General features: G+C 71.4%; 8 protein-coding genes. 1 reads left to right on the forward strand and 7 read right to left on the reverse strand.

The window, feature by feature from the left end:
• The first annotated feature begins 62 nt into the window (after positions 1–62).
• Entirely contained in the window at positions 63–2,270 is a 2,208-nt protein-coding gene (gene katG, locus ACG0Z3_RS09940; protein WP_394397282.1) for a catalase/peroxidase HPI, read from the forward strand.
• Positions 2,271–2,487: 217 nt separating this feature from the next.
• On the opposite strand, the gene ACG0Z3_RS09945 is transcribed toward katG, so the two are convergent.
• From ACG0Z3_RS09945 to ACG0Z3_RS09975, 7 genes are all read right to left on the reverse strand, one after another.
• Complete coding sequence (locus ACG0Z3_RS09945) at positions 2,488–6,423, reverse strand: translocation/assembly module TamB domain-containing protein (RefSeq protein ID WP_394397284.1); 3,936 nt, start codon at positions 6,421–6,423, stop codon at positions 2,488–2,490.
• A 43-nt stretch (positions 6,424–6,466) separates the two neighbouring features.
• A complete protein-coding gene (locus ACG0Z3_RS09950) occupies positions 6,467–8,287 on the reverse strand; it encodes an autotransporter assembly complex protein TamA (RefSeq protein ID WP_394397286.1) in 1,821 nt (606 codons plus the stop codon).
• Entirely contained in the window at positions 8,284–9,474 is a 1,191-nt protein-coding gene (locus ACG0Z3_RS09955) for a vWA domain-containing protein (protein WP_394397288.1), read from the reverse strand. Before ACG0Z3_RS09955 ends, ACG0Z3_RS09950 begins: the two co-directional genes overlap by 4 nt.
• 38 nt (positions 9,475–9,512) lie before the next feature.
• A complete protein-coding gene (locus ACG0Z3_RS09960; RefSeq protein WP_394397290.1) occupies positions 9,513–10,304 on the reverse strand; it encodes a PEP-CTERM sorting domain-containing protein in 792 nt (263 codons plus the stop codon).
• A gap of 98 nt (positions 10,305–10,402) precedes the next feature.
• Entirely contained in the window at positions 10,403–12,403 is a 2,001-nt protein-coding gene (locus ACG0Z3_RS09965) for a S9 family peptidase (RefSeq protein ID WP_394397293.1), read from the reverse strand.
• Positions 12,400–12,996, reverse strand: coding sequence for a GNAT family N-acetyltransferase (locus tag ACG0Z3_RS09970; protein ID WP_394397294.1), 597 nt, complete (start codon positions 12,994–12,996; stop codon positions 12,400–12,402). The genes ACG0Z3_RS09965 and ACG0Z3_RS09970 overlap by 4 nt, the downstream gene beginning before the upstream one ends.
• The gene (locus ACG0Z3_RS09975) at positions 12,993–13,217 is read right to left on the reverse strand and encodes a hypothetical protein (protein ID WP_394397296.1); all 225 of its coding nucleotides are present in this window, start codon (positions 13,215–13,217) and stop codon (positions 12,993–12,995) included. The genes ACG0Z3_RS09970 and ACG0Z3_RS09975 overlap by 4 nt, the downstream gene beginning before the upstream one ends.
• Position 13,218 lies beyond the last annotated feature (1 nt).

Genomic DNA, 13,218 nt, shown 5'->3' on the forward strand with positions numbered 1-13,218 from the left:
TTGCATTGCACCGTCATGGGGAGATTCCTAGACTGCCCAGGCCCCCAAACAGGAGATCCCTCATGTCCTCGACCGAAGCCAAGTGCCCCTTTTCCGGTGCCACGTCTGCCCCCGCACCCGCCCGCACCAACCGCCAGTGGTGGCCCAACCAGCTCAACGTCAATGTGCTGCACCAGCACCCGTCGGCCAGCAACCCCATGGGCGCCGACTTCGACTACGCCGCCGAGTTCAAGACGCTGGACCTGGACGCCGTCGTCCGGGACCTGCATGCGCTGATGACCGACTCGCAGGACTGGTGGCCGGCCGACTACGGCCACTACGGTCCCTTCTTCATCCGCATGGCCTGGCACGCGGCCGGCACCTACCGCGTGGCCGACGGCCGTGGCGGCGCGGGCACGGGTAGCCAGCGCTTCGCGCCGCTGAACAGCTGGCCCGACAACGGCAACCTCGACAAGGCCCGTCGCCTGCTGTGGCCCGTCAAGCAGAAGTACGGCCGCAAGCTCTCCTGGGCAGACCTGTTCATCCTGACCGGCAACGTCGCGCTGGAGTCCATGGGCTTCAAGACCTTCGGCTTCGGCGGCGGCCGCGAGGACATCTACGAGCCAGAGGACATCGACTTCGGTGCCGAGACCCAGTGGCTGGCACCCAGCACGGCGGAGCACAGCCGTTACAGCGGTGACCGCGAGCTCGTTGGCCACCTGGCCGCGGTGCAGATGGGCCTGATCTACGTGAACCCCGAGGGCCCGGACGGCAACCCTGACCCGCTGCTGTCGGCCCGCGACGTGCGCGACACCTTCGCTCGCATGGCCATGGACGACGAGGAGACCGTGGCCCTGGTGGCCGGCGGCCACACCTTCGGCAAGGCGCACGGCGCCGGCCCGGCCAGCCACGTGGGCAAGGAGCCCGAGGCTGCCGACATCACTGAGCAGGGCCTGGGCTGGACGAGCAGCTATGGCAGCGGCAAGGGCAGTCATGCCATCACCAGTGGCCTGGAAGGCGCCTGGAAGCCCAACCCCACGACCTGGGACAACGGCTACTTCGAGACGCTGTTCAAGTACGAGTGGGAGCTGACCAAGAGCCCGGCCGGCGCCCACCAGTGGGTGCCCAAGGGCGGCGCCGGCGCGAACGACGTGGTCGATGCCCACGACCCCAGCAAGTTCCACGCACCCATGATGTCCACCGCCGACCTGGCTCTGCGCATGGACCCGGCTTACGAGAAGATCTCGCGCCGCTTCCTGAACGATCCCGCTGCCTTCGCCGACGCCTTCGCCCGCGCCTGGTTCAAGCTCACGCACCGCGACATGGGGCCCGTGGCCCGCTACCTGGGCAAGCTGGTCCCGGCGCAGGAACTGATTTGGCAAGACCCGCTGCCCAAGGCCAGGCATGCGCCGGTGGACGCGCAGGACGTCGCCGCACTGAAGGCCCGCCTGCTGGCCTCGGGCTTGAGCGCCTCGCAGCTGGTGTCCACTGCCTGGGCCTCGGCCTCCACCTACCGCGACAGCGACAAGCGCGGCGGCGCCAATGGCGCGCGCATCCGCCTCGCGCCGCAGAAGGACTGGGCTGTCAACCAACCGGCCGCGCTGGCCCCGGTGTTGGCCACGCTGGAGGCCGTGCAGCGGGACTTCAACGCGTCGGCCACCGGCGGCAAGCAGGTCTCGCTGGCCGACCTCATCGTGCTCGGCGGCAACGCGGCCGTAGAGGCGGCGGCCAAGGCGGCCGGCTTCGACGTGAGTGTGCCCTTCCGCGCCGGCCGTACAGATGCGACGCAAGGCCAAACCGACGTGGCCTCGTTCGCCGTGCTGGAGCCCCAGGCCGACGGCTTCCGCAACTACCTGCGCCCGGGTCTGCCGGCGGCGTCGGCGGCCGAGCGGTTGATCGACAAGGCCCAGCTGCTGGCGCTGTCCGCGCCGCAGATGGCGGTGCTGGTGGCCGGCCTGCGCGTGCTGGGCGCCAACACGGGTGGCAGTGCCCATGGTGTGTTGACAACGCGCCCCGGCGTCCTGAGCAACGACTTCTTCACCCACCTGCTGGACATGGGCACGATCTGGCGGCAGGCCAGCGGTGAGCCTGGCGTGCTGGAAGGCATGGACCGCAAGACCGGCGCGCGTCGCTGGACGGCGACCGTCGCCGACCTGGTATTCGGTTCCAACGCGCAGCTGCGCGCGCTGGCCGAGGTCTATGCCGGCGCGGACGCGCAGCGCAAGTTCGTGGACGACTTCGTGGCGGCGTGGGTGCAGGTGATGGAGGCCGACCGCTTCGACCTGCGCTGACACTGGCATCACGCTGGTCTTGACGAAGGCACCGCCGGAGGGCGGTGCCTTTTTTCCAGAGGGTGAGAGCTTTCCGGCCGTGCCCGAAAGGCGCGACAAAACGCCCTCAAGCGAGGCTCAAAGCGCAGGCATAGCTCGGGCTATGCCGAGCATTCGCAACGACAGGCCGGGGTGTTGGGGCGTGCAAGGCGGGCATGAATGAAGAGCTCTCACCCTCTCAGTTCCAGCGCCATTGCCAGATCAGGTCCAGCGCCGTGTCGTCGCCGCTCTGTGCGCGCAGCGTGAAGCGCTGGGCGATGCGGTAGATGAGCTGCCATGATCCCGTCGTCGCGTTGAGGCTGCGCTCGTAGCCCACGTACCAGCGCCGCGAGATTTGCTTGCCCAGGCGCACGATGGTGGCGCGGGTGTCGTCGTCGCTCTGTGCCAGCGACAGCTCGTCCAGCCCCAGCTGGCGCAGCGCGCGGCCGGTGGCGCCTTCGCCCTCGCCGCTGAGCAGGGCCATCGCGGCGCGCTGCAGCAGCGCGGTGTCGGTCCGGCCCAGGCCATCGGGCGCGCGGCCCAGCAGCAGCCAGGAGAGCTTGTCGGTGTCGCTCATTTCGGGCTCTGAATACAGGCCGATGCGTGGGGCCTGCGCTGTGCCGCCCACTTGCACGCCCACGCGCACGTCGAGGTTGGGGCGCACGGCCAGCAGGTCCAGCGCCGGGTTGTCGGGTGCGCCGGTGAAGCTGATGTCGCCGCGCTCGATCTCCAGCTTCTGGCCGTAGGCCGCGTACTGGCCGCCGTCGGCCGCCAGCTTGCCGGTCATGCGCAGCGGGCTGTCGTCCTTCTGCGTGAGCTGCAGCTGGCCCCGTAGCGTGGTCGTCAGGCCGCGGCCGCTGACCTTGAAGTCGCGACCAAAGTCCAGCGCCAGCGCGATGCGCGAGCCGCGGCGCAGGGTGGGCGTGGCCGCCTCGGCCGTCTGCGCCTCCCGCGCTTCGTGGGCGCCGCGGCGCACGACGACGTCGTCGGCCAGCGTGGGCGCGTCGGCACGGCTGAAGTCGAACAGGCCTTCATCGGCGCGCAGGCTGCCGTTCAGTTGCAGCGTTTGCTCGTCCAGCGCCAGCGTGGCGTTGCCGCTGGCCACGACGCGGCGGTCCACGCGCGACAGCACGCGCAGCTTGTCAGCCACCAGTTCGATGCGGGCCGTGGGCTGGGCGCCCAACTCGGCGCGGCCGGTGGCGCGCAGCCAGCCGTCGCCGGCGCGGGCCTGCAGCTGCGTGAGCTCGGCGTGCCGGCCGCGCAGGTCCAGCGTGAAGCGGCCCTCGGTGACGTCCACGCCATACAGCAGGTGGCGCAGCGCGATGCCGTCGCCCTCGGCCCGGCCGTGCAGCTCGGGCGCGCCGAGCCGGCCGGCGATCTGTACCGTCGCTGCGGCGCGGCCGGCCACGCGCCAGCCAGGCGGCACCCAGCGGCCCCAGGTAGCCATGTCCGACACATTGGCCTGCAGCACGCCATGCACGGGCGTGTCGGCGTCGGGCCAGCGGCCGGTGGGGCGCAGCGTCAGTGCGCCGCCCAGGCCGCCAAGCTCCTGGCCGGCCAGGCCCTGGGCCAGCATCCACACGCCGTCGCGCACGTTCAGCGCCAGGCGCAGGTCGCTTAGGCCCAGCGCCCGGGTGCCGAACTCGTCGGTCACGCGCAGGTCGCCGCCCTGGCGCTGCAGCAGCACGTCGGCGCTGAGCGTGTCGGTCAGCAGCAGCGAGGCGTGGCCGGTGATGCGCAGGTCGCCGCCCCAGCCGAAGTCGGGCTGCCAGCGCGCCAGCAGCGGCGCGGCGGCCAGGTCTTCCAGCTGCAACTCGACGCGGGCCTCGGGGCGCTCGCCGCCGCGCCAGCCGAGGTGCTGCCAGCGGACGAAGGCGCCGCCTACCTCGGCGCGGCCGGGCTCGGCGCTGAGGTTCCAGCCGCTGTCAGTCAGCGCGGCGCGCAGGCCGATGCCGGCCGCCGCCAGCGTGGCTGGCAGGCCAGGGCGCAGTGGTGCGATGTCCAGCCGGGCCAGGCGGCCGGCCCAGGCTTGGCCGTCCCAGCCGCCCTGGGCCTGCAGCGTGGCGTCCAGCGGGATGTCTTGCTCGGCGCGCGGCAACTGGCCAGCGATCTGCAGTTGGAGCTCGTGTGCGCTTCGCCGGCCCTGCAGCGTGAGCTTCAGCGTCCGCAGTCGCGCTTGCGGGTGGCGCAGTCCGCCGGCCTCCAGCTGCAGCGACAGTGGTGCGTCACCCGCCGTGCCCGGTGCGAGCAGGGCCCAGCGGGCCTGGGCGTTGTCCAGCACCAGCCCCTGGGCGCTGAGGCGCTTGAGCGTCGCTTGGCCGCTGCCGCCGACCTGCCACGTGGCGGCGGTCTTGGCGGGTGCAGGCCCGCGCTTCAATTGCAGCTCGCCCTCGCCATCGGCCTGGCCGGTGACGGGCCCCTGGCCGGCCAGCGCCAGCAGCGGGTTCAGCTCGGCCAGCTTGGGCGCGTTGAGCTGCAGCAGCGCGGTGACGGCGTCCAGCCGCGCCTGGCCTGAGGCCTGGATGCGATTGCTGCCCAGCCGGGAGCTCAGCTCGAAGGTGGCAGCGTCTGTCGCACGAGTGCGGGTGAGCTGCAGACGGCCGTCCAGCGCCAGGCCGGCGAGCTGGCTTGGCAGCAGCGTGGCCTCGGCGCGTCCGGTGGCGTTGTCGGCGCGGTGGCCGCTGAGGTCCAGCGCGAGGTCTGCATTGAGCTGGGTGCTGCCTGGCAGGCGGGCCCAGGCCGAGTCGGGCGCGCCGCGCCACAGCAGGCGTGGGTCGAACTGACGTAGCTGGGCCTGCAGGCGGGCCGTGGGCTGGCCGGTCTGCGGGGCCTGCAGGCTGCCGCTGGCGCTCAGCAGGCTGGCGCCGCTGGACAGTCGCAGCTCGTCGACGTCCCAGCGGCTGCTGCCGTCGCGCAGCTGCCCCTGCACGCGGGCCTGCAGACGCAGCGGGCGCTGGGCCAACGTGCCGGCGAGGTCCAGCCGCGCCTGCAGTGGCGCCATGCCGCCGCCGGACAGTGCGAGCGGCCCGTCCAGCCGGGCCGGTGCGGCGCGGGCGTCCAGCAATTCGGGGCGCAGCGCCTGCACGCGGGCGTCCAGCTGCCAGCGGCCGTCGGCCTCGCGGCGGCCATGGCCCTGCACGCGGGCGCCGCCTTCCAGCACGGCGTCCAGCGTGGTCAGGCGCAGGCTGGTGGGTTGGTCCGGCCGACCGGCCAGCGCCAGCTGCAGGCGGCGCACGGGCAGGGCGCCCTGGTCCCAGCGGCCGGGGGCGGTGTTGCTGAGGTCGGCTTGCAGCGTGGCTTCGGCATCGCGGGCCGGGGCGTGCAGGCGGGCCTGGCCGGTGAGGGCGGTGCGCGGCAGGCCGGGGGCGAGCGTGGCCAGCGCGGCGAGGTCGAACTGGCGGGCCTGCAGTTGCATTGCGCTGACGGGCCAGGGCGCGAACGGGCGCAGCTCGCCGCTGGCCTGCAGCGTCTGGCCGGCAGCCGTCACCTCGGCCTGCAGAGTCAGGTGCGCCAGCGGCCCGCGGGCGCTCGCCACGGCCTGCCAGGGCAGGGCGCTGCCCTCGCGCTGTTGCGCGGACAGTTGCAGCTGCGTTTGCAGCGGCTGGGCGCTGGTCAGCTGCAGCCGGCCCGTGAACTGCACCTGCTGCCAGCTGGCGCTGTTCAGCCGCAGGTCGTGGGTGCCGTGGCGTGGCAGGTCCAGGTCGGCTGCGATGCCGAGCAGGGGCGGCTGGTCGGCCGCCCAGCTGAGGCGGGCGATGGCCAGGCGCGGCAGGCGCAGGCCCAGCGGCAGTGACAGCTCGGCCGGCGCCGTCAGCGGGCCGCCGCCGGGTTGGGTGCGCAGCGTGAGCTCGTTCACCACCAGTTCGCGCGCGGCCAGGCGGCCGTCGCGCAGGCCCAGACCGGCCCAGCGCAGGCCACGCAGGTCTGCCGTGCCGCCGGCCCAGCTCAGCAGCAGGCGGCGGGCGCGGAAGTCACCCAGCAGCGTGCCCTCGGGCGCCTCCACCTGCACGCCTGGCAGACGGGCGAGCAGCCAGGCGCTGCCGGCCGGGCGCAGCAGCAGCCAGCCGAGCGCAGCCGTCACCGTGGCCAGCGTGACGGCGAGCGCGATCAGCGCGACGCGCAGGGGCCGGCTCATCGCGTGATCCCCACGTTGTTCGACAAAGTCGCAGCGGCTGAATTCATAGCGTGATCCCCACGCTGAAGTGCAGGCGCCACTTGCCGGTTTCCTGCGCGCGCGCGGCGTCGATGCGCAGCGGCCCGACCGGGCTGCGCCAGCGCACGCCGGCGCCGATACCGACGACAGGGCGGTAGTCGCCCCAGCGCGAAGCGGCATTGCCGGCGTCCACGAACACGGCGCCCAGCACGCTGGGCAGGCTGGCGGTGAAGGGGCGGGCCAGCTCCAGGCTGGCGGTGGCCAGCACGCGGCCGCCGACGGTCAAGCCATTCTCGACCGGGCCCAGGCTGCGGTAGGCGTAGCCGCGCACGGACTCGTCGCCGCCGGCCAGGAAGCGCAGCTTCTCGGGCACGCCGACCTGCTCGCGGGCAATGACCTGGGCCAGCTCGGCGCGCGCCGTGCCGAACCAGCCGCCCAGCGGGCGGTAGTAGCCCAGCTTGAATTGCAGCCGGCCGAAGGGACCGCTGTCGTCGCTGCCACCGCCGCGCACATGGCCGGCACCGAGCAGCAGCAGGCCCTGGTGGCCGTCGGTGGGCAGCAGTGTGCTGTCCAGGCGGCGGCGCACCCACTGCTGGTTCAGCGACAGCGCGAGGTTGGTGTTGACCTGGCTGCCCGTGGTCTCGCGGGCGCGCAGCAGCTCGACATAGGTCAGCCGCTCGTCCTGCGGCGCCTCGTACAGCCGGCCCAGCCGCATGCCGAGGTTCTGCGCGATGGTGTCGCTGCTGCGGTCCTGCTCGAACTGCAGCGACATCAGGTTGCGCTTCAGGTCGGGCTGCGGGTGCGAGCTGAGCTCCAGCTCCACGCCATGCACGTCACGGCTGAGCTGCAGCTTGGAGCGCGCGCGTACCGACTGGCCGAAGGGCCGGCGGTGCAGGTGCTCGATGCTGAGGCTCTGGCCGTCGTTGGCGTGGTAGCCGACGGCGACGGTGGCCTGCTGCAGCGCGGACTCGGTCAGCGTGACGCGCACGGGGCTGCTGCCGTCGGCGTCCACAACCTCGGACTGCAGCTGCACGCGCACGGCGTCGAACAGCTGGGTCTTGACTAGGCGCTCCTGGAAGTCGGCCAGCGCCTGCTCGGTGTAGGGTGTGCCTCGCTCGAAGCCGGTCAGGCGCTCGACGGTCTGGCGAGCCTGGCGCTGCAGGCCTTCGATGCGCAGCTCGCCCAGCCGGGCGCGGTGGCCGCTGGCCATCACCAAGCGCAGCTCGGCGGTGTGGGTGTCGGGGTCCACTTGCGCGGCGGTCTCGGCCCAGCGCGCCAGGGGGTAGCCGCCCTGGCGGGCGCGTAGCAGCAGGTCGCTCTTGGCCGACGCCCAGGGCGACTGCGTGAACGGCACGCCCTCGCCCAGCGGCCAGGCGCTGCGCAGCGCGTCGCGCAGGGCCTGCGCGTCATCATGGCCCAGCGCCTCAGTGAACAGCAGCTCAACCCGGACCACCCGCGTCACCGGACCGGGCTTGACCAGCAGCCGCAGCCGCGAGGCGTCGTCCGCGGCGCGGCTGACCGAGACGCTGGCGTTGAAGTGGCCCTCAGTCTCCAGCAGGGTCTGGGCTTGGGCAGGCGCGGCCGTGGCCAGCCGAGCCAGCTCGCCACGGCTGAGTGCGGCTTCACTGGCGCGGTAGCGGGCGAGGTCCAGGTGCTGCTGCAGCAGCTTGCGCAGACGGTCGTCGCGGTAGTCGCCATCGACCTCGATGTCCAGGCTGTAGACGGCCGGCGCCTCGGCAGCGGTCGGGGCAGCGGTCGGGGCGGGGGGCGCAGCGCCGGGCGCCGGGGCCGTCGCACAGCCGCTCAGTACCGCCACGAGCAGCAGGCCGACGAACAGTCGCGTCATTTGCTGAGCAATCGCATCGCGCCTTCAAGGCCGGAGAGGCTGAGCGGGAACATGCGCTGCTGCATCAGCTGCTGAATCAGCGCGATGCTCTGCCGGTACTGCCAGACGCCTTGCGGCTCGGGGTTGATCCATGCGTACTTGGGGAACGCGTGCGTGAGCCGCTGCAGCCACTCGGCGCCCGGCTCGTCGTTGTTGTATTCGACGCTGCCGCCGGCCTGCAGGATCTCGTAGGGGCTCATCGTCGCGTCGCCGACGAAGATGAGCTTGTAGTCGCGGTTGTACTTGCGGATCAGCTCGAAGGTGTCGAGCTTCTCGGCGAAGCGGCGCCGGTTGTTCTTCCAGACGAAGTCGTAGACGCAGTTGTGGAAGTAATAGAACTCCAGGTGCTTGAACTCGCTCTTGGCGGCGCTGAAGAGTTCTTCCACGCGGTGCACGTGCTCGTCCATCGTGCCGCCCACGTCCATCAGCAGCAGCACCTTGACCTTGTTGTGGCGCTCGGGCTGCATGCGGATGTCCAGCATGCCGGCGTTGGCGGCCGTGCCGTGGATGGTGCCGTCCAGGTCCAGCTCCAGGTCCGACCCCTCGCGTGCGAAGCGGCGCAGCCGCCGCAGCGCGACCTTGATGTTGCGGGTGCCCAGCTCCAGCGAATCGTCGTAGTCGCGGTAGGCGCGCTGCTCCCAGACCTTGACGGCACTCTTGTTGCCGCCTGCGCCGCCGATGCGCACGCCCTGCGGGTTGTAGCCGCCGTTGCCGAAGGGGCTGGTGCCGCCGGTGCCTATCCAGCGGTTGCCGCCCTCGTGGCGCTCCTTTTGCTCCTCGAAGCGCTTCTTGAGCGTCTCCATCAGCTCGTCCCAGCCCATCTTCTCGATGGCGGCCTTCTGTTCGGGCGTCAGGTTGAGTTCGAGGTTCTTCTTCAGCCAGTCCAGCGGCACCTCGGCCGTGAAGTCGGTCAGCATCTCCACGCCCTTGAAGTAGGCGGCGAAGGCGCGGTCGAACTTGTCGTACTGGGTCTCGTCCTTGACGAGGCTGGCGCGGGCCAGGTGGTAGAAGTCGTCGATGCGTGCCACGCCGCCGTCCTCGGGCGACGCGATCACGCCAGCGCGCAGCGCCTCCAGCAGCGTCAGGTACTCCGGAACGGTGACCTTGAGCTTGGCGGCGCGCAGCGTGTAGAAGAACTGGATCAGCATGGCCCGCCGATTATGCGGAGTCGGGCCATGCGCCGTTGTCAGCGGGTGTTGCGGCGGCGCGCGCGCAGGCCGACGGCGGCCAGGCCGGCCAACATCAGCGCGTAGGCGGAGGGTTCCGGCACGGGCGTGCTGACGACGACGACCTGGTTCAGGTCGGGCGTGGTCGAGGCGACGGCCCAGCCCTCGGTGCGCATGTCCAGCCAGTCGTTGACGCTGAACAGGTTGCGCGTGCCGTTGGTGGTGGGGAACATGTTGTCGCCCTGGACGGTGCCGTCGTGCAGCAGGCCGAACACATGGCCCATCTCGTGCATGGCGACGGTGGCGAAGTCCAGCGTGCCCGAGACGGTCTCGGCGCTGCGGATGTCGTTGTCGAAGTACCAGTTGCGCGCAGCACCGCTGGAAGTCGTGGTGTCGAACAGCATCTGGCCGCCCCAGCCCGAGAAGAAGCCGTTGTCGCTGGTGTTGGTGCGGTTCGGGACGGCCGTGCCGACATAGGCCAGGCCGATGGTGCTCGAGCTCAAGTCCACGGCGCCGACGTAGATCACCAGTGTGTTGGCCGCAATGTCCCGGTCGGTCACCGATAGCGCCGTGCCGGCATACCCGGCCATCAGGCCGGTGCTGAATGACACGTCGGTCAGCGCTGCCAGCGAGTTGGTGAGGTTGTTCTCGAAGATGGACGCCACCTGGTTCAGCGTCTCGCGCTTGGCGGCGGTGAAGAAGCCGGTGGAGTCCAGGCTGTAATCAAAAACGATGTCCAGGGCCTGTGCGGCGGGGGCAGCGCCGACCAGCGCGGCGGCGAGGGTGGCAGCCAGGGTGTGACGGATCTTCATTGGCGTGTCTCGTTGTGATTGCAGCAGGGCGGAATCCGCTGATTGTGTCGGCGCATGCTCGCGCGCGCCGGCCGGCCGTCACCCGCAACCTGGGGGGGTCAGCTTCGCGTCTGGCCGGTGTGCTTCGCGAGCCACGCGAAGAATTCGCCGTACCAGAGCCGGCTGTTGCGCGGCTTCAGGATCCAGTGGTTCTCGTCCGGGAACCACACCAGCCGCGCCGGCACGCCCAGCGACTTCAGCGTGTTGTAGTAGGCCAGGCCCTGGGCGTCGGGCACACGGTAGTCCAGAGCGCCGTGGATGACGAGGGTGGGCGTCTTGAAGTGGGCGGCAAACGCATGCGGGCTCTGCGCGGCCACGCGGGCCGGGTCGTCCCAGTAGGCGGCGCCCAGCTCCTTGCGGTGCCAGGCGTAGGCGTCGTCCGCGTACATGGCCTGCCAGTCGTAGCAGCCGGCATGGCAGATGTAGGCCTGGTAGCGGCCGGGCGCCACATGGCCGTTCATCCACGCCACCATGTAGCCGCCGTAGCTGCCGCCGGTGGCGACGATGCGTTTCTTGTCGACCCAGCGCTGGCGCACCAACCAGTCGGTGCCGGCTTCCACGTCCTGCAGTTCGTACTCGCCCCAGTGCCCGGTGATGCTGTCCAGGAACTCATGGCCGAAGCTGGAGGAGCCGTGGTAATTGACGCTGGCCACCACGTACCCCTGGGCGGCGAAGGCCTGATGGTTCCAGCGCCAATGCCAGCTGTCACCGAAGGCGGTGTGCGGGCCGCCATGGATGACGTGCATGACGGGCCACTTCTTCTTGGCGTCGAAGCCGGGCGGGTAGGTCAGCCACATCTGCACGGCGTCGCCGCGCGCGCCGGTGAGGCTGACTTCCTCGTGGCGGCCGAAGCGGTGTGCGGCCAGCCGCTCATCGTTCAGGCGCTCGATGCGTTGTGCGCCGCCGTCGTCGTCCATCACGGAGAGCCGCGGCGGGTGCTGCATGCCGTCATGGTTGATCACCGTGAGGCCACCGGCCTGCGCGAAGGCGCCGACGTGGCCGCCTTCGAACACGCGCTCGGCCCGGCGGTCGCCCAGCGCGAAGCGCCACAGGTGGCGGCGCCCGCGCTCTTCGGCCGTGAACAGCACGGCCTGGTCGTCCTCGGTCCACTGCAGCGGCGCACTGACCTCGTGGTCCCAGTCCTCGCTGAACACGGCCCAGTGGCCGCGCTGGTCCAGCACGGCCAGGCGGGCGGGCTGGTTGTGGCCCAGCGCCTGGTGGCTGGCCAGGAAGGCGAGGTGGGCGCCGGACTGGCTGTAGCGCGGCGCGCCGAAGTCCCAGTCGGCGTCCTGCAGCAGCGTTTGCACGGCGCGTGTCTTCACGTCGATCTCGGCGAGCGCTTGACGGCTGTCCAGCCGCTTCTCGGTGCCGGGGTCGAAGGCGAAGGCGATGCGCCGGCCGTCGGGCGAGATGTCGAAACAGGTGGCCTCGGGCTCGGCCCGCTCCAGCTCCCAGGCGCTGCCCTCGAACAGGTCGCGGACCTTGCCGGTGGCCACGTCCATCACATGCAGGTGCGGCACGCGGCCCTGCGGGATGTGATGGTCCCAGAAGCGGTAGAGCGTTTCGTCGGTGACGTAGGCCGTCTCCTTGCGGGCCTTGAACTCGCGCAGCGCGTCCGCCTGCGCGGCGGCCTTGCGGTCGGGCCACACCCAGGACACGAAGGCGATGCGCCGGCCGTCCGGAAACCAGCGGAAGGCACCCACGCCAGTAGCCACCTGGCCCACGCGGCGCGCCTCGCCGCCGTCGGGCGGGATGACGTAAAGCTGGGCTTCGTCGTCCTTCACTCCGCTCTGCTCGCGCTTGGCGGTGAAGGCGATCAGGTCGCCGCGCGGGCTCCACAGCGGCTGGCCGTCCTTGTCGCCTGCCTCTGTCAGCCGGCGCGGCTCGCCGCCCAGCGTGGAGAACAGCCACAGGCTGGCCTGCGCGCGGTTGGCCTGCATGTCGTGGCGCGTGACGGCGGCCACGGCCTGTGCGCCATCGGGGCTGAGGCTGGGGGCGCCGAGGCGGTCCAGCGCCCAGAGGGCATCGACGTCGAAGACGGGGGCGGCGTTGCGGGTCATGGTCGGGGGCGGGTGAGTTGCCATTGCAGATGGGCCCGGACCTCGGGCCATTCGCCGGCGGTCAGGCTGTACATCACGGTGTCGCGCACCGTGCCGTCGCGGCGCAGCGCGTGGTGGCGGATCACGCCGTCACGCCGCGCGCCCAGGCGCTCGATGGCGCGCTGCGAGGCGTGGTTGAAGTTGTCGGTGCGCCAGCCGACGAGTTGTGCGCCCAGCGTCTCGAAGGCGTGCGTCAGCAGCAGCAGCTTGGCCGTGGTGTTGACCGCGCTGCGTTGCACGCGCCGGGCATACCAGGTGTAGCCGATTTCCAGCCGCTCGACGGCCGGCACGATGTCGTGATAGCTGGTGGAGCCCAGTACCTCGCCGCTGCGGGCATCCAGCACCGCGAAGGGCAGACGGTGCCCGGCGGCCTGGCCGGCCAGGGCGGTGTCGATGTAGGCGTGGGTCTCGTCCGGCGCCGGCACGCTGGTGAAGCGCAGGTTCCAGAGCTCGCCGTCGGCGGCAGCCGCCTGCAAGCCAGGTGCGTGCGCCAAGGTCAGCGGCACCAGCCGGACCGGCCCGGCCGCCAGCTCGACCGGCAGGACGGGCTTCAAGACGGGTCTCGCAGCATCACGCGCCGCGCGGCCCAGCGGCCCACGCCGCAGCCGGCCACGATCAGCAGCAGGCCCAGCATCTGCTGCGCGTTCCAGTCGGTGCTGGCGACGAAGTCGATGCCGAACTGCCGGCCCAGGCCCCAGCCGGCCAGCGCGCCGCCCACAAAGCCGACGGCATCCGCCAGCGCCTCGCGCATCGCGCGGTTGAAGTCTTGGGCCATC

Origin of the sequence: Pelomonas margarita (genome assembly GCF_043555875.1) — a bacterium.
GTDB classification, from domain to species: Bacteria; Pseudomonadota; Gammaproteobacteria; order Burkholderiales; family Burkholderiaceae_C; genus Pelomonas; species Pelomonas margarita.